Source organism: Bradyrhizobium sp. LA6.1 (genome assembly GCF_040547805.1).
In the GTDB taxonomy this organism is placed as follows: domain Bacteria; phylum Pseudomonadota; class Alphaproteobacteria; order Rhizobiales; family Xanthobacteraceae; genus Bradyrhizobium; species Bradyrhizobium barranii.
Genome location: NZ_JBEPQK010000001.1, coordinates 155454 through 173337 on the forward strand (window position 1 = coordinate 155454; position 17884 = coordinate 173337).

12 protein-coding genes are annotated in these 17884 nt (G+C 65.0%); 7 read left to right on the forward strand and 5 right to left on the reverse strand.

Annotation, left to right across the window (positions count from 1 at the left end):
- Positions 1–148 precede the first annotated feature (148 nt).
- The 4 genes from ABIB99_RS00755 to ABIB99_RS00770 all read left to right on the forward strand — a co-directional run bounded on the left by ABIB99_RS00755 (position 149) and on the right by ABIB99_RS00770 (position 5120).
- Positions 149–1747 (forward strand): GMC family oxidoreductase, encoded by a 1599-nt coding sequence (locus ABIB99_RS00755; protein ID WP_354174374.1) that lies wholly within the window; start codon positions 149–151, stop codon positions 1745–1747.
- A gap of 7 nt (positions 1748–1754) precedes the next feature.
- Positions 1755–2204, forward strand: coding sequence for a gluconate 2-dehydrogenase subunit 3 family protein (locus ABIB99_RS00760; RefSeq protein ID WP_063984862.1), 450 nt, complete (start codon positions 1755–1757; stop codon positions 2202–2204).
- Between the two features lie 106 nt (positions 2205–2310).
- Positions 2311–3330, forward strand: coding sequence for a S1C family serine protease (locus ABIB99_RS00765; protein ID WP_283018522.1), 1020 nt, complete (start codon positions 2311–2313; stop codon positions 3328–3330).
- A 59-nt stretch (positions 3331–3389) separates the two neighbouring features.
- A complete protein-coding gene (locus tag ABIB99_RS00770; protein ID WP_354174377.1) occupies positions 3390–5120 on the forward strand; it encodes an FAD-dependent oxidoreductase in 1731 nt (576 codons plus the stop codon).
- A 141-nt stretch (positions 5121–5261) separates the two neighbouring features.
- Here ABIB99_RS00770 and ABIB99_RS00775 read toward each other — a convergent pair whose 3' ends face one another.
- Entirely contained in the window at positions 5262–8738 is a 3477-nt protein-coding gene (locus ABIB99_RS00775) for an indolepyruvate ferredoxin oxidoreductase family protein (RefSeq protein ID WP_231144390.1), read from the reverse strand.
- Between the two features lie 164 nt (positions 8739–8902).
- On the opposite strand from ABIB99_RS00775, the gene ABIB99_RS00780 reads away from it, so the two are divergent.
- From ABIB99_RS00780 to ABIB99_RS00790, 3 genes are all read left to right on the forward strand, one after another.
- Positions 8903–9856: a hypothetical protein gene (locus ABIB99_RS00780; protein WP_354174379.1), complete on the forward strand. Its 954-nt coding sequence runs from the start codon at positions 8903–8905 to the stop codon at positions 9854–9856.
- Positions 9857–10185: 329 nt separating this feature from the next.
- Positions 10186–10890, forward strand: a complete 705-nt coding sequence (locus tag ABIB99_RS00785; protein ID WP_063984857.1) for a cysteine hydrolase family protein — start codon at positions 10186–10188, stop codon at positions 10888–10890.
- Positions 10891–10894: 4 nt separating this feature from the next.
- Entirely contained in the window at positions 10895–12562 is a 1668-nt protein-coding gene (locus tag ABIB99_RS00790; RefSeq protein ID WP_354174381.1) for a regulator, read from the forward strand.
- Positions 12563–12618: 56 nt separating this feature from the next.
- Here the strand turns inward: ABIB99_RS00790 and ABIB99_RS00795 are convergent, their stop codons facing one another.
- The 4 genes from ABIB99_RS00795 to ABIB99_RS00810 all read right to left on the reverse strand — a co-directional run bounded on the left by ABIB99_RS00795 (position 12619) and on the right by ABIB99_RS00810 (position 17846).
- Complete coding sequence (locus tag ABIB99_RS00795) at positions 12619–14550, reverse strand: S9 family peptidase (protein WP_063984855.1); 1932 nt, start codon at positions 14548–14550, stop codon at positions 12619–12621.
- Positions 14551–14710: 160 nt separating this feature from the next.
- Positions 14711–15565, reverse strand: a complete 855-nt coding sequence (locus ABIB99_RS00800; protein WP_371496096.1) for a carbohydrate ABC transporter permease — start codon at positions 15563–15565, stop codon at positions 14711–14713.
- On the reverse strand, positions 15562–16500 hold the full coding sequence (locus ABIB99_RS00805) for a carbohydrate ABC transporter permease (RefSeq protein ID WP_063984854.1): 939 nt from the start codon (positions 16498–16500) through the stop codon (positions 15562–15564). Before ABIB99_RS00805 ends, ABIB99_RS00800 begins: the two co-directional genes overlap by 4 nt.
- The gene (locus ABIB99_RS00810; protein ID WP_063984853.1) at positions 16497–17846 is read right to left on the reverse strand and encodes an ABC transporter substrate-binding protein; all 1350 of its coding nucleotides are present in this window, start codon (positions 17844–17846) and stop codon (positions 16497–16499) included. The genes ABIB99_RS00805 and ABIB99_RS00810 overlap by 4 nt, the downstream gene beginning before the upstream one ends.
- Positions 17847–17884: the final 38 nt, after the last annotated feature.

Consider the following 17884-nt stretch of genomic DNA (forward strand, 5'->3'; position numbering starts at 1 on the left):
GATACCAATGGTCTGCGCCCTGCGAAGTGCGACATTCGCGTGCCAGCCTTTACTGACCGGCCGGTCTGCCCCTATCGTTCGGCACGATCAAAAACCTGCGTAGACCGAATCGCCCTTGAAGCGGCGAGGGCGGGAGGAAGAAAGTTCGATGAAAGACCCCGTGGACGTCCTGATCATCGGCGCCGGCGCTTCAGGCGCCGCGATCGCGTGGTCGCTGGCCGAGACCAAGATGCACATCCTCTGCCTGGAGCAGGGCGGCTGGATGAACCCGGCGGAATATCCCAGCACGGGCCGCGACTGGGAGGCCAAGTTCTACGGGGAATGGTCGTCGAGCCCGAATGTCCGCGGCCGGCCCGAGGACTATCCGATCAACGACGACAATTCGCCGATCAAGGTCGTCAACTACAACGCGGTCGGCGGCTCGACGGTGATGTACACCGCGCACTGGCCGCGGCTGCATCCCTCCGACTTCAAGGTGAAGACGCTCGACGGCGTCGCCGACGACTGGCCGATCGACTACGACGCGCTGACGCCGTTCTTCGAAGAGAACGACCGCATCATGGGCACGTCTGGGCTATCGGGCGATCCGCTGTCGCCGCTGACGCATCCGCCGATGCCGCAGCAGCCGATGGGGTTGTCCGGCGCGATCATCGGCAAGGCCATGAACAAGCTCGGCTGGCACTGGTGGCCGTCGGACACGACAGTCGCGACCACAGACTATGAGGGCCGCGCGCGTTGCATCAATCTCGGCCATTGCACGCCGGCCTGCGCGCAAGGCGCAAAGTCCTCGACCGACATTACCTATTGGCCGCACGCGATCCGTGCCGGCGTCGAGCTGCGCACGCATTGCCGGGTGCGCGAGATCACCACCGATGAGAACGGCATGGCCTCGGGCGTGGTCTATTACGACAAGGACGGCGTCGAGCAGTTCCAGCCGGCGCATGTCGTCATCATCGCCTGCAACGGCGTCGGCACGCCCCGGCTGCTGCTCAACTCGGCATCCAACCGCTTCCCGCACGGTCTTGCCAATTCGTCGGGCCTCGTCGGCAAGAACCTGATGTTCCATCCCTATGCGCAGATCTACGGCTATGTGAAGGAGCCGACCGACAGCAACCGCGCGCCGCCGACCTGCCTGTGGAGCAAGGAATGGTATGACACCGACCTGTCGCGCGGTTTCGTACGCGGCTACGGCGTCCAGTTCGTGCGCGGGGCAGGGCCCGTGTTCGAGGCTGTCGTGAGCGAGCAGAGGGGCATTTTGCCGTGGGGCGCGGATCATCACCGCGTCTTCCGCAAGCTCAATGGCCATCGGCTGGGATTCTCCGCGATCTGCGAGGACCTGCCGGAGGAGCACAATCGCGTCACGCTCGATCCTGTCCTGAAGGACAGCCACGGCATTCCAGCACCGAAGATCGACTACTCGATCAGCGAGAACAGCCGGAAGATGATGGAGCATGCGCTCGCGCGCGGCCGCGAGGTTCTGGAAATGGCGGGGGCGACCGACATCTGCGTCAACTCGCCGATCCCGTGGGGCGGCTGGCATCTGCTCGGCACCGCGCGGATGGGCACCGACCCCGAACGCTCCGTCGTCAACGAATGGGGCCGCACGCACGACGTCAAAAATCTCTTCATCGTCGACGGCAGCATCTTCGTCACCTCGGGCGGCGTGAACCCGACGTCCACCATCCAGGCCCTCGCGCTCTACATCGCCGACCAGATGAAGCAGCGCCTCGCAAACTTGTTCGACTGAGGCCGTCATGTCCGCAGACAATCAACTCACGCGCGCCCAATGCAACGATCTCCGCACCATCGCTGCGATGATCGTGCCCGCCAGCGACGAGTACAAGGTGCCCGGCGCCGACGACCCCGCGATCCAGGCCGATATTCTGACGACGCTGGGCCGCGACACCAAATTGGTGGCGGCGGCGCTGGACCATCTGGCCCGGCTCGCAGGGCAACCGTTCGCCGAGCTCGATGCCGCCAGGCGCGATGCGGTGGCGCAGGAGTTCCGCAGCTCCGGCGGCGCGGCTGCCGCAACGCTCGTCCGCGTCGTCCTGCAATGCTACTACCGCGACGACCGGGTGCTGCGCTCGCTCGGGCTCGAGCTGCGCGCGCCGTTCCCCAAGGGTTACGTGCTCCCGGACGGCGACTGGTCGCTGCTCGACCCGGTCAAGGCGAGGGCGGGCACGCTGCGGCGGGCGCCCTAGCCACCTTGGTAGGTCAAGTCCTGACAGCCCAGCCTTGCGCCCCAGGCGGGTCCCTTGCGTTGGCAGGAACAGGCCACCATCTGTGTGAGCCTCAAGGACTCTTGCCATGCTGGATTTTACCTCAGACATCGTCGATGACGCCGCGTCATCGCGAGCGACAGCGTCTGCCCCGGTCGACGACCGGGCTCTGCTGGACGCCTATTCCAATGCCGTGATCGACGTGACCGACCGTGTCGGCCCCGCCGTCGTGCGCGTCGAGACCGGGCCAAAGGTGCCGAACGGCCGCGAGCGCGGCGGGCTCGGCTCCGGCATCGTGATCTCGCCGGACGGGCTCGTGCTCACCAATAGCCACGTGGTCGGTTCCTCCAGGGAGATCCGGCTGCGGGACGTCGAGGGTAACGTCGGTGAGGCCCGCGTACTCGGCGTCGATCCCGACACCGACCTTGCGTTGCTGCGCGCCAATGGTGTGCGCGACTTGCCCTATGCCGCGCTCGGCAACTCCAAGACCCTGCGGCGCGGCCAGCTCGTGATCGCGATCGGCAATCCGCTCGGCTTCGAGTCGACCGTGACCGCCGGCGTGGTCTCGGCGCTGGGGCGCTCGATCCGCTCAGTGAGCGGCCGCACCATCGAGGACGTGATCCAGACCGATGCTGCGCTCAACCCCGGCAATTCCGGCGGGCCGCTGGTGTCGTCGAATGCCGAGGTGATCGGCATCAACACCGCCATCATCAATGGCGCGCAAGGCATATGCTTCGCGGTCGCCAGCAACACCGCGCAGTTCGTGCTGTCGGAGATCATCCGCCACGGCTATGTCCGCCGCGCCTTTATCGGCGTCGCCGGGCAGACTGCACCGGTCCCGCGGCGGCACGCGGTACTGGCCGGCGTCGACAACAAGATGGGCGCGCTCTTGATGCAGATCGAGCCGAATGGACCGGCGGCGAAGGCGGGCCTGTTGCCCGGCGACGTCGTCATCAAGCTCGATGGTGTCGATATCAACGGCGTCGACGATCTGATCCGCGTGCTCGACCGCGACCGGATCGGCCGGCGGCTCGCCATGGACGTGCTGCGGCTCGGCCGCTTGCGGGCGATCGATATCGACCCGATCGAGCGCAAGCCGGCGCGCTAGCGTTGGTGCCTCCGGGCGAGGTATGACGGCGTCATGCCTCTTTCCCGGACCCTTGCCGCATGATGCCGGCGCATGAGACCTACGATGTCATTGTCGTCGGCGCTGGCGCCGGTGGCATGACGGCCGCGGCGGTGGCCGCCGCTGAAGGCTTGCGCGTGCTGGTGATCGAGAAGACGGCGTTCGTCGGCGGCACCACCGCCTGGAGCGACGGCATGGTCTGGATCCCCGCCAATCCCAAGATGAAGGACGTCGGGCTGTCCGACAGCATCACGGACGCGGTCCGGTATCTGTCGAGCACGGTGCCGGAGCCTGCCAATGCCGGCCTGCGCGCAGCCTTCCTCGCGCGCGGGCCGGAGGCGGTCGCCTATCTCGAAGCCAACACGGAAGTGCGCCTCCAGCCGGTGAAAGCCTGTCCGGACTGTTATCCGGAGCGGTTGGGCGCGACATCAGGCGGGCGCGTGCTGGAGCCGGTCGCGTTCGACGGCACCCGGCTCGGCGCGCCTTTCGCGCGGCTGCGCGCGCCGCTGCCGGAGCTCACGCTGTTCGGCGGGATGATGGTCAACCGCCTCGACATCCCGCATCTGCGCCGGGCCGGAAAATCGTTGCGTTCGACCCTGCGCGCGGCGCGGCTCGTTTCGGAATACGCGTTGCAGCGGCTACGCAATCGGCGCGGCACGACGCTGCATCTCGGCAACGCGCTCGCGGCGCGGCTCTATGCCTCGCTGCTGGCGCGGCAGGTCGAGATTCTCTTCTGCGCCGATGTTGAGGACTTGTCGATGCAGGGCGATCACGTCGGCGGCGTTGTCATCCGCCACGGCTCCCGCGACCGCCTGATCTCAGCGCGTCGCGGCGTGGTGGTTGCGACCGGCGGCTTTTCGCACGACGCTGTGTTGCGCAAACGCTTCTTCCCGGCCGCGGCTGGTTTCGTCTCGGCGGCCAGCACCGCTGGCACTGGCGACGGGCTCCGGCTTGCGGCCACGGCCGGTGCCGCGCTCAACACGGAGGCGACGAGTCCGGCCTATTGGGTGCCGGCCTCGCTGTTCCGTCGCGACGATGGCAGCCGTGGCGTTTTTCCGCATACGGTGACCGACCACGCCAAGCCCGGCGTGATCGCCATCAACGCGGCCGGCCGTCGCTTCGTCAACGAGGCGCAGTCGCACCATGAGTTCGTGCTGGCGATGTTGCGCGACGGCAATGGCGAGCCGGACCGGCCGTTTTATCTCGTCTGCGACCGTCAGTTCCTGTGGAGCTATGGCCTCGGCCGCATCAAGCCGTTTACGCTCAACCTCCGGCGCTATCTGGCGAGCGGCGAGTTGCTCAAGGCTCCAGACATCGCGCAGCTCGCGGCGAAGATCGGCGTCAATCCGTCCGTGCTCATGGCGACGATCGCTGGTTACAACGTTGATGCGAAGCAGGGCCGCGATCCCGAATTCGGCCGCGGCAGCACCATCTATCAGCGCCACCTCGGCGATGCCACGCACAAGCCCAATCCCTGCGTCGCGCCGATCCTCCGCGCGCCGTTCTTCGCGATGCGCATCCATCCGGCCGATCTCGGCACGGCCATCGGCATGAAGGTGGATGCCCAGGCGCGCGTGCTGCGCGAGGACGGGGCCCCGATCGCAGGTCTCTACGCCTGCGGCAACGACATGGGGTCGATCATGAACGGGAATTATCCGGGGCCGGGGATCATGCTCGGGCCCGCGCTGACGTTCGGGTATATCGCGGGGCGGCATCTGGCGGAGGGTGGTGCGGCGCGTGAGACGGCTGCCGGCGTGTCAGCTTCGGTCTAGCCACTACCTCCACCGTCATGCCCCGCGAAGGCGGGGCATCCAGTACGCCGCGGCCTATCGATTCAACCACAACCGCCTCGGAGTACTGGATCGCCCGCCTTCGCGGGCGATGACACCGAGAATGAGGCGACAGCACCCCCGCTACTCCGCCGCCGCCGCAAAGCGGCTGTTCTCCAGTTCGGCCTCCAGCCGCGCTGTCTCGGCCGCCGCCAGCTTGATATTGGCTTCCTTGACGTGCCCGAAGCCGCGGATCGTCTCGGGCACGCGGGCGAGCCGCGCCAGCAGCGGGATCTGCTCCGCCTTCAGCCCGGCCATCCGCTGGTCGATCATGCCGAGATAATCCGCGACCAGCTTCCGTTCGGTCCGGCGCTCCTCGGTGCGGCCGAACGGGTCGAACGCGCCGCCGCGCAGGACCTTCAGCTTGGCGAGCAGGCGGAAGGCGTGGATCATCCAGCCGCCGAACTCCTTCTTCTGAAGGTGTCCGGTGGTCTTGTCGCGCTGCGCGAAGATCGGCGGGGCGAGGTGGTACTTCAGCGTGAAGTCGCCGTCGAACTTCTCCGACACCTTCTTGGCAAAGCTGCCGTCGGTGTAGAGCCGTGCAACCTCGTATTCGTCCTTGTAGGCCATCAGCTTGAACAGGTTTTTGGCGACCGCCTCGGTGAGCTCCGTGGACGCGGGCGAGACTGTGCTCTCTGCCTTGCGCACCTTGGCGACGGCCGTGCGATAGCGGTCGGCGTAGGCCTTGTCCTGATAGCCGGTCAGAAACTCCGCGCGGGTCGCGATCACGTCGTCGAGCGACTTCGTCGGCGCGGAAGCGCGGCTCTTGAACTGCAGCACGCTGCGCACGCGCGACATGTCGTGGGCGGCCAGCCGTCCCCAGGTGAAGGCCAGCTTGTTCATCTCGATCGCCGCGCCGTTGATCTCGATGGCGCGGAGCAGGGCCTCCAGCGACAGCGGGATCGCGCCCTTCTGGAAGGCGAAGCCGAGCATGAAGGGATTTGTCGCGATCGAGTCGCCCATCAGGGCCGAGGCAATGCCTGTCGCGTCGATGATGTCGAGGTTCGTGTCGCCGACGGCGTCACGCAGCACGGTCTGCATCGTGCCCATCTCGAAGTCGAGATCGGGATTCTGCACGAAACTCGCGGTCGGCTGCAGGTCGGCGTTGATGAACGCCTTCGTCACCCCGCGTTCGGCACGGCTCAGCGCGGAGGGACCTGCCGAGACGATCATGTCGCAGCCGAGAATGACGTCGGCGCCGCCGGTGGTGATGCGGACCGCGGAGATGTCCTCCGGCCTCCGTGCAATGCGGACATGGCTCATCACCGCGCCGTTCTTCTGCGACAGGCCGGTGAAGTCGAGCGCCGAGCAGCCGCGGCCGTCGACATGGGCGGCCATGCCGAGCAGCGCGCCGATGGTGATGACGCCGGTGCCACCGATGCCGGTGACGAGGATGTTGTACGGCGCCTCGAGCTCGCGGGCAGGAGGCAGCGGCAGGTCGGCGAACAACTGTCCGGAATCGACCGCCGACGTCTTCATCCGCTTCAGGCTGCCGCCGTGCACGGTGACAAAGCTCGGGCAGAAACCCTCGACGCAGGAAAAGTCCTTGTTGCAGTTCGACTGGTCGATCTGGCGCTTGCGGCCGAACTCCGTCTCCAGCGGCTGCACCGAGACGCAGTTGGAGGCCTGCGAGCAGTCGCCGCAGCCTTCGCAGACCAGCTCGTTGATGAAGGCACGCTTTGCGGGATCGGGATAGAGCCCGCGCTTGCGGCGGCGGCGCTTTTCGGCTGCGCAGGTCTGGTCGTAGATCACGACCGTGAGGCCCTTGATGTCACGCAGCTCGCGCTGGACGGCGTCGAGCTCGCGGCGGTGATGGATGGTCGCGCGCTGCGGGAAGTAGTTGCCTTCCGGATACTTCGTCGGATCGTCCGATACGATCGCAAGTCGCTTGACGCCCTCGGCCCAGACCTGATGCGCGATCTGCGCGACGTTGAAGGCGCCTTCGGCGGGCTGGCCGCCGGTCATCGCGACCGCGTCGTTGTAGAGGATCTTGTAGGTGATGTTGATGCCGGCGGCGGAAGCCGCGCGCAGCGCAAGTAGGCCAGAATGGGTGTAGGTGCCGTCACCGAGGTTTTGGAAGATGTGCTTCTCGGTGGTGAAGGGCGACTGGCCGATCCAGTTCACGCCCTCGGCGCCCATATGCGAGATCAGATCGGTACGGCGGGTCGGCATGCTCAAGGCCATGCCGTGGCAGCCGATGCCGGCCATGGCGCGGCTTCCCTCGGGCACGCGCGTCGAGGAGTTGTGCGGGCAGCCCGAGCAGAAGAACGGTGTGCGCGCGAGCTTGATCTGCGTGCTTGATGTGACGGGACTGTCGAAGGCCTCGAGCCGGGCGAGGCGTTGCTCCAGCACCGGGCTGTGATGCCCGAGCTTGCGCAAGCGTGCCACCAGCGCGCCCGCGACGATGGTCGGCGTCAGCTCGCCCTCGCTCGGCAGCAGCGGCGCGCCGCGCTCGTCGCGTTTTCCGGTGACCGTCGGCCGCCTGGAGGCATCGATATTGTAGAGGATGCGCATCAGCTGGTCTTCGATGAAGCCGCGCTTCTCCTCGACCACCAGCACGTCCTGAAGACCTTCGGCGAAACGCTTGGCGCCGCTTTCCTCCAGCGGCCAGGTCAGTGCGACCTTGTAGATGCGCAGGCCGAGGTCCTGCGCCTCCTTGTCGGTGATGCCCAAATCGGCCAGCGCCTGGCGCAGATCGAGATAGGCCTTGCCGGTCGCGAGAATGCCGAGCCGTGCCGGCTTGGAATCGAGCACGATGCGGTCGAGCTGGTTGGCGCGGGCAAAGGCCTGCACGGCGGCCATCTTCGGGCCGAACAGGCGCCTCTCGGCGTCCAGCGGCGGATCGGGCCAGCGGATGTTGAGGCCGCCGGGCGGCATCTCGAAATCATCGGGCAGCACGATCTTGATGCGCTCGGGATCGCTGTCAATCGAGGCCGAGCTTTCCACGGTCTCGCTGATCGCCTTGAAGCCGACCCAGCAGCCGGAGAAGCGCGACAGCGCAAAGCCGTAGAGGCCGAGGTCGAGATAATCCTGGAGCGTTGCCGGATTGATCACGGGGATCAGCGCCGCCGCGAACACCTGCTCGCTCTGATGCGCCAGCGTCGAGGACTGGCAGCCGTGGTCGTCGCCGGCGAGTGCCAGCACGCCGCCATTGAGCGAGGTGCCGGCCGCATTGGCATGTTTGAGCGCATCGACCGAGCGGTCGACGCCGGGGCCCTTGCCGTACCAGATGCCGAACACGCCATCGACCTTGGCGCCGGGAAACAGGCCGACCTGCTGGCTGCCCCAGACGGCGGTCGCAGCCAGGTCCTCGTTCAGGCCGGGGACGAAGGCGATGTCGTGCTGCTGGAGGTGCGACTTCGCGCGCCACAGCGCGTGGTCGTACATGCCGAGCGGGGAACCACGATAGCCCGAGATGAAACCGCCGGTGTTGAGGCCCTGAAGCCGGTCGCGTTCGCGCTGCAACATGGGCAGCCGAACCAGCGCCTGCGTGCCGGACAGGAAGATCCGCTTCGATTCGAGCCGGTATTTGTCGTCCAGCTCGACCTGCATCAGCGTCATTTCAGGAGTCCTCGTCTCTCGTTCGGCGTGGGGGTTTGCGCTGCGGGAGGGATAGCGGCGGCGCGACGCGAATTGCGACAGTCAAGAGCATGGGCCGGCGAAGTCAATACGGCTAGCCGCATCCGTGGCGCTCCTGCTAGTCATGGCTGCCTGTGGAGGACACCATGGCTGCAAACGCATTCGACACCGAGATTACAGAGACGGCCGAGGCGCTGATTGGCCCGTGGCGCCAGCCGCGCCAGATGCTTCACGCGCAAGTCTACGACGCGCACGCCTCGATCCGCGACGATGCCACCGCGCAAAAGCTCGGCTTCAAGGGCGGCACCATCGAAGGCCCGACACATTTCAGCCAGTTCGCCCCGCTCGGCGCGCGGCTGTGGGGGCAGGCCTGGTTCGAGAGCGGTTGCCTGTCCGCGCATTACCGCAACGCCTGCTTCGAAGGTGAGGAGGTGCAGGCGATGCTGTCGAAGCCGCTGCCCGACACGAGCCAGTGCCAGATCCAGATGGTCAAGCGCGACGGCACCGAGGTGCTGCGCGGCACGGCCTCGGTCGGCGAACCTCATGCGGCGACCGCGCTCGAGGCGCGCCTCACCGAGCTCAAGCCGCTCGCCGATCCCGTGATCCTGCGCGATGTGAAGGTGGCGCAGACCAGCAAACGGCAGACGGTGCGGATGGCGTTGGACCAGAACATGGGCGACCTCTATCCGTTCTCTCTCCGGCAGAAGCTCGCCGTCATCACCGAGAACTCGCCATATTATTCAGGCGCCGACAATCCGTGGGGGAAGGCCATCATCCCGATGGAGATGTTGAGCGTACTCTTCCAGTACCGTTCCAAGGACGATCCGCTGCCGGCGAAGGGGCCGGCGGTCGGCCTGTTCGCGGATCAGGAGATCAGGCTGATCAAGGGGCCGCTCTTCGTCGATGAGGAGTACGAAATCGAGCGTGAGGTTGTCGCGCTCTCCGGCAGCCGCCGCACCGAGAGTGCCTGGATTAAAACGCGCGTGTTCGGCAAGACGGGCGCGGTGGTGGCCACCATGCTGCTCAACATGGCGACGCTGAAGGATTCGTATGCGCCGTATGAGATGGAGTATCGGCAGCTGTACGGCACGGGGCGGTAGCGCTACGGCCTCCGCCGTCATTCCGGGGCGCGCGCAGCGCGAACCCGGAATCCACTTTCCTCGCGTACTGCGGCCCGATGGATTCCGGGCTCGACGCTGTCGCGTCGCCACGGAATGACGGCGAGCGAGTCCGTCGCTGCCCGCTCATCCTTTAAGCAACTGCACGTCGCAAAGCCGTCGCACAGGGAATAAGCAGCCGTCAGCCGCTGACGTAACCTTCTGAGTGCGCAGCAAATTCTCTCGCGGCCTGTGCCCCACCGCTATTGTACACAATGGCACGGCGTTTGCAGAACTCCTGGCAAAGAGAGTTCTCGCGGGGGCCTTGAGTTATGTTGAACTCAACCAAGCCGACACTGGGCGTCATCAGCGCCGAGCCCGAGCCGATCAGGCTCGACTGGCCTGCCACCGCACTTCTCATCATCGACATGCAGCGGGATTTCATGGAGCCGGGCGGCTTCGGCGAGACGCTTGGCAACGATGTCAGCCAGCTCGCGCGCGCGGTGAAGCCGATCGGCGCGGTGCTGAAGGCGGCGCGTGACACCGGCATGCTGGTGATCCACACGCGCGAGGGGCATTTACCTGATCTGTCCGACGCGCCGCCCGCAAAAGTCGAGCGCGGCGCGCCGTCCTTGCGCATCGGCGATCCCGGCCCGATGGGGCGCATTCTCATTCGCGGCGAGGCCGGCCACGACATCATTCCCGAGCTTTATCCGCTCGACAGCGAAGTCGTGATCGACAAGCCCGGCAAGGGTGCCTTCTACGCCACCGAGCTCACGGACGTGCTGGAGAAATACGGCATCGAGAACTTGCTCGTCTGCGGCGTCACAACGGAAGTGTGCGTCAACACCACCGTGCGCGAGGCCAATGACCGCGGCTATCGCTGTGTCGTCATCTCGGACGGCTGCGCATCCTACTTCCCGCAATTTCACGAGATGGGCCTGAAGATGATCAAGGCCCAGGGCGGCATCTTCGGCTGGGTCGCGGACTCAGCCGCAGTACTGGAGGCAATGAAGACTTCGACCACACAGGGGTAATGTCATGAGCACATTGACGGGGACGGCCGGTAAATCTGATCTGAGCAAGTCCGAGTTCAAGCCGGCACTATGGACATCGGGCGACTGGAACGCGTTCTTCGGCTTCGGCACCAACATCCTCGTCAACATGCTGGTGCTCACGGGCCTGCTGCGCTTCGTCCTGAAGATGCCTGATAGTCTCGTGTTCGGCCGCATCCTGCCCGCGCTCGGGCTGATGATGTGTCTCTCCACCTTCTACTACGCGTATCTCGCCTATCGGCTGGCGCAGAAGACGGGCCGTAACGACGTCTGCGCACTGCCCTCGGGCGTCAGCGTACCGCACATGTTCATCGTCACCTTCGTGATCATGCTGCCGATCACGATCAAGACCGGTGATCCGCTCAAGGGCTGGTCGGCCGGCCTCGTCTGGGTGTTCTTCCAGAGCTTTATCCTGATGATCGGCGGCTTCATCGCACCGTTCATCCGCAAGATCACGCCGCGCGCGGCGCTGCTCGGCACGCTCGCCGGCGTCTCCGTCACCTTCATCTCGATGCGTCCGGCGTTAGAGATGTACATGACGCCGCAAATCGGCCTGGTCTGCTTCGCCATCATCTTGGTGAGCTGGTTCGGCGGCGTGAAATATTGGCGCGGCATTCCCGCAGGCCTCGTCGCGATCGCGGTCGGCATGGTCATCGCCTGGGGCTCGAACCTGTTCGGCCTCGGTCTCGGTGGGCTGAACGTCAAGGGCGTCGGCGACGCTTTCGCGAACTTCGGCTTCTCGGTGCCGATCCCGGCGGTAGGCTATGTCTTCTCCGGCTTCGAATTCCTAGGCGTCATCCTGGTTACCGCCATTCCCTTCGGCATCTACGACCTCGTCGAGGCCATGGACAATGTCGAGAGCGCGGAAGCGGCCGGCGACGAATATCCCACCACGCGGGTGCTGACCGCCGACGGCGTCGTCAGCCTGATCGGCTGCCTGATGGGCAACCCCTTCATCAACGCCGTCTATATCGGTCATCCCGGCTGGAAGGCGATGGGCGGCCGCATCGGCTATTCGGCTGCGACCGGCATCATGGTGGTGGTGCTGGCCTGGTTCGGCATCATCTCGGTGCTGCTGGCACTGGTGCCCGTCGTCGCGATCTCGCCGATCCTGCTCTATATCGGCATGCTGATCGGCGCGCAGGCGTTCCAGACCACACCGGTCAAGCACGCGCCCGCGATCGTGCTGGCGCTGACGCCGCATCTTGCTGCCTGGGCCAAGCTCCAGATCGACACGATGCTCGGCTCGACCATGATGGCGGCGACCACTGTCGGCGGTCTCGCCGCCGACAAGGCCGACGCGGTCAAGGCCGCGGCGATCGCAGCATTGCCACAGCAGGGCGTGTTCTATCACGGCTTAGAGGTGATGGGCGGCGGCTCCATCCTCGGCGGCCTCATCCTGGGTGCGATCGGTGTCTTCATCATCGAGCGCGACTTCGAGAAGGCCTCGGCCTTCGCGCTGGTCGGTGCCGTGCTCACTTACTTCGGCTTCATGCATGGCGAGGCCGTGGGTATTGGCGGCGGCTTCGGCGTCACGCCCGCGGTGGCGTTCGCCTACGCGGTGATGGCGGCGGGACTGTTTTCCGCCAGCAAGCTCGGCGCCACCGAGCGCTACGCCGCCCATCCGGAGATGCACGCCGCGCCGGCGGAGTAGGCATCGGCCAGTATTGATCGCCGCCGGGTGACACCATGTCGCCCGGCGGCGTTTTTTTAGGCGACGCCCAGATCGGACAGGATATCGGCCCCGGCACGAACCTCGTGACTGGATCCCCGGAAATCCTCGCCAACGGGCTCGCAGGCGCCACCCAGATGCCGTGCAAAGAACGCCTCGGCAATTGCGAGATAGGAGAGCTGGTTCGGCGGCCTCTGGAATCCGTGCCCCTCATCGGGATAGACGATGTAGGTCACGGGAATGCCTTTCGCCTGCATAGCCGCTGCGATGGTGTCGCTTTCCGCGATCTTGCAGCGAACGTCGTTGGCGCCATGAAAGATCAGCATGGGCTTCTTGATGTTGTCGACCTTGTTGATCGGTGAACGTTCGGCGAGCAGCTTACGGCCTTCCTCGGTGCGGGGATCGCCGTAGCTGCGATACATGAATTCCGCAAAGCCGGCCCAATAGGGTGGCATCGACTCCAGCAGGGTTTGCAGGTTGGAGATGCCGACGACCGGCACGGAACAGCAGAAGACGTCCGGCGTGAAGGTTGCGCCGACGAACGAGGCCAGGCCGCCGTAGGACAGGCCGAAAATCGCGACTTTGTCCTTTTGCGCGATGCCTTCGGCGATCGCCCAATCGACCATGTCGATGAGATCGTCGTGCATCTTTCGCGCATGCTCCTTCTCGCTCGCCGCGACAAACGCCTTGCCGAAGCCCGTCGATCCCCGATAATTGACCGAAAGCACGGCGTAGCCGCGATCGGCCAGCCATTGGTGATCCCTGCGATAGCCGTAGATATCCCGTCCCCACGGACCGCCGTGGACGATGAGGACCATCGGCAGCGGCCGAGGCGGGCGATCACCATCGATGTCGGCGGGCAGCGTGAGGTACGAGACGAGGGGCAGGCCGTCGCGCGATTTGCCCTGCACTTCCTGCATCGAAGCGAGGCGGTAGGGCTTCAGCTCGGGGCGCGCCGAAAACAGCTCGGTGATGGTCTGCTTGTCGCGGTCAAGGAGATGATATGTGATGGGTTGATCCGGCGCGTGGCTCGCCACGATCCATCGGCGGCCATCGTCGGTTTGGCTCTCAACATAAAACGCGTGGTCGCGTAGTCGCGCCTTGATCAGATCAAGCTCGGCCGCAATCGCAGGCGTGAAAGCCGTCCATTCCTGCCGACCGGGATCGATGCAGACCGCTTCGGGTTCGAGTGTCCGGGTGTTGAATATGGCTCCCGTCACATCGGCGCGGTCGCTTGCGAACAAGACACGTTCGTCACCCGTCGACCAGTTGATGCTTAGCAGGGCCGACTTGTCGTGCGTGACGCTCGAAGTCATATGGAGGTAGTTGCCCTCCGCGTCGAAATTCCAGGGCCGGGTGCTGATGTAGGCCTCGTATGAGGTATCGCGCCAATGCGTGACCTCGCCGTCGTCAATACGCCAGAGCCGTGTGCCTCCGTCAGGCGCGTTGCTGTGCGCGTAGCGCGGCTTCAACTGCCAGTCGAGCCCGACGTAATGGAACTCCTGGCGATTTTCCCAAACCAGGCTGCGTTCGCCGGTTGCGAGGTCGAGCACGTAGACATCGTGCCAGCGCGGGTCGCGATCGTTGAGGCTGACTGCAATCTTGTCAGGAACCATGTGCGACCAGTGCGTCGGCATCGCTCGGACATTGGCAAAGGGCGTGAGATCCCGGAGCTCTGAACTGCGGGGATCGACGACGAACAGGCGCAGATTCTCATCGCCGTTCTCGTCGTTGAGAAACATGATGTAGCGGCCGTCCGGGCTCCAACTCTGCCAGTTGATTGGTCGGCCCGTGGTGCGTGTTACGGGCTGGCCCGCCGCAATGCTGTCGACCGGAGAAACCCAGACGTTCAGAACGTCATCGACAGGGGCGAGCCAGGACAGCCATTGCCCATCTGGTGACAACTTGGTGCCGACGTAGGTCGGATTGCCAAACAGTTTTCGGCGCGGAATCAGAGGGCGAGCTGACATGTGGCGTCTCGTACGCAGGCGCGACTTCCATCGCGCATCGTAGTGCTACGGTATGTAGCATATACACGCGAAAACCTTGCGTCAACTCCAAGTAGAGCGCGTGCTCGTGGCGCGGGAAGCGCGCAAGAGTGCGCTCCCCAGAGGATTGAGATTGGCGCAGCTACCCGCCCTTGACCGCCCCCGCCGTGAGCCCCGCCACGATCTGTCGCTGGGCGAACACTGTGAGCAGCAGCACCGGGAGAGTGACGATCAGCGCGGCCGCGGCCAGCGGACCCCAGCTCAACTGGTCGAACGAGATCATGTTGTAGACGGCGACGGGCAGGGTGCGCGTCTCGCGTCCGGCCAGCACGATGCCGAACACAAAATTGTTCCAGGAGAAGATCACGGCGAGGATGAAGGCGACCGCGATCCCGGGCTTGGCGATCGGCAGGGCGACGTGCCGAAAGACCTGCCACCGCGTGGCGCCGTCGATCAGGGCGGCTTCCTCCAGTTCCATCGGTGTCGTCTCAAAGTAACCGATCATGATCCAGATCACGATCGGCACCGTCACGACGAGATGGATGATGATCTGCGGCACCAGCGTGCCGAGCAATCCCAGCCACTGGAACAGCAGGAACAGCGGGATCAAATAGGACAGGCCGGGCGTGATGCGCGCGATCAGGATCACGATCGCGGATTTGTGCGCGGCCATGCGCGCGATGCCGTAGCCGGCGGGAACGCCGACGAGCAGGGCCAGCGTGGTCGCGCCGCCGGTGACGATCAGGCTGTTGACGAAATAGGTCAGGAAGCGGTTGGAAGCGAGCACGTCGGCGTAGTTCTTCCAGGCGATGCGATCGGGGATGAACACCGGCGGGTAGGCGGCATTGTCGACCTCGAACTTGAGCGACAGCGACGCCATCCAGAGGAAGAACAGGATCGCCGGCGACACGATGACGAACACCGAGAGCCACAGACCGATCCTGCCAATGACCTGACGTAGGTTGATTCGACTTGGGTTGACTTGACTTGAGCTCATGCGCCGCTCGCGATTTCGGTCCACAGCATGCGCTGGCGGGCATAGAGCATCACGGCCGCGAGGGCGACGATGAGGAGGAAGAACACCACCGCGATCGCCGAGCCGTAGCCGAGGTCGTAATAGGTGAAGGCTACGCTGTAGAGATAGATGTTGATCGTCTCCGACGCCGAGCCCGGTCCGCCCTGCGTGATCGCGAAGATGATGTCGAAACTCTTCACGGCGTCGATCATGCGGATCATGCCGGCGATGAACAGGAACGGCATGATCAGCGGCAGGGTGATGAAGCGGAACACCTGCCAGAAGCTGGCGCCGTCGATCTGCGCGCTTTCATAAGGCTCGGTCGGGATGGCGGCGAGGCCGCCGAGCACGATCAGCATGACCAGCGGCGTCCATTGCCAAGTCTCGACCAGCACGAGCGAGGGAATGACGGTCGCGGGGTGGAAGACCCAGAGCTGTGCGGGGATCCCGACCAGCGACAAGAGGTAGTTCAGCACGCCGAGCTGCGGGTGGAACATCATGGTCCAGACCAGCGCGATCGCGACGGGGGTCGCCATCATCGGCATGATGAAAATACCGCGCAGAAAGCCGCGGCCGACGAATTTCTGGTGAAACACGACGGCCGCGAACGTGCCGAGAATCAGCGGCAGCAGCACCGATAGCAAAGTGTAGACCATGGTGTGGCCCACCGCCTCGATGAAGCGGGGATCGCTCGTCAGCCGCAGATAGTTGGAAAACCCGACGAAGGTGGTCGGTGAGCCGACCTTCCACTCGTTCAGGCTCATCCAGATGGTGAAGACCCACGGGAAGATGATGATCGCGAGCACGACGACCAGCGCCGGCACCACGAACGGCCAGTAGGACGGCGGCCGCAACGCCTTCTCCGGCGCGGCATCAGACTGTGCCGCGGCCGGAGTCGATTGTGTCAACGCACTCACGCTTTTTCGCTGCGCTCCAGGATCGGCCGGTACTGATCGTGAGCCTTCTTCAACTCGGTCGCGGGATCGGCGCCCGATAGTGTCGAGGTGAGGGCCGCGCCGACGAGATCGCGGAATTCGGCGACCGGGATCACGACGGGAAGGCCGAGCTTGCTGATCTTGGCGGAATCGATCACCGACTGCAGCCACTCCTTGGGCATCTTCACGCCGTTCTGGACCTCGGGATCGCCGAGGATCGAGTTGCGGAACGGCACGCCGCCGCCGGCCTGCAACAGCCGTGCGCCCTGCTGCTTCGAGACCGCCCACTGGCAGAGCAGATAGGCGGCTTCCTTGTTTTTGCTCGCCGCGGCAATGCCGATGCCGTCGCCATAGGTGGCCGAATATTGCCCCTTCGGTCCGGCCGGCACGACGGTGTAGCCGACCTTGCCGACGACGCGCGAGGCGGCGGGGTCCTCCAGCGGCGGCGCCCAGCCGACGCCGTCGATCCACATCGCCGAACGTCCTTGCGTGAACGAGGCCATCGACTCCATCCAGTTGAAGCCGGCGACGCCTGGCGGGGCGACCTTCGTCAGCAGCGTCTGATAGAGCTTTGTCGCCGCGACCGCCTCGGGGCCGTCCGTGAGGATGTTGCCTTTGGCGTCGAGGAATTCGCCGCCATAGTCGAGGAAGAAGTTGGTCCACAACGTCATGTTGGCGTTGCGCAGGCCCCGTCCGACGAAACCGTAGGTGCCTTCCTTGGTGTCGGTCAGTTTTTCGGCGGCCGCGACCATCTCGTCGAGGGTCTTGGGGACGGCGACGCCCTTCTTCTGGAACAACTCCTTGTTGTAGTAGAGGATGAAGTAATCGACCGACCAGGGCAGCGACAGCATCTGGCCCTTGTCGTTCTTGGCGTATTGCAGGCCGGCGGCCGAGAAATCGCTCTCGACGAGATCGGGCGCCGTCAGCGTCGGATCCTTCATGAAGGGCGTCATGTCGGCCAGCCAGCCGCCCTTCTCGAACTGCCGCTTCTGCACGTGATAGCTGAGATGGACGACGTCGAAGCTCGGCCGGCCCGAGGTCAGCTCGATCACCACTTTCTGGCGCTGCTGCTGCTCGGGGATCTGTTCGGATTCCACCTGGATGCCGGTGAGCTCGGTGAACTCCTTGATGTTTTTTTGCAGGTTGTCGCCGCGCGGACCCTTGGCGAGGATCACCTCCAGCTTGGTCCCGGCGTATTTCTTCCAGTTGACCTCGGCGCGTGCCGGTAGTCCGGTCAGGCTGAGCGCGCCAGCCGCGGCGGTCCCCGTCAACAGCGTGCGGCGCGAGATGTTATGGTTGGCCACGTCAAATCCCTCCCTCTGATTCATTTTCTTTGGGAGGGATACTAACGGCCGTGCCACGCCTG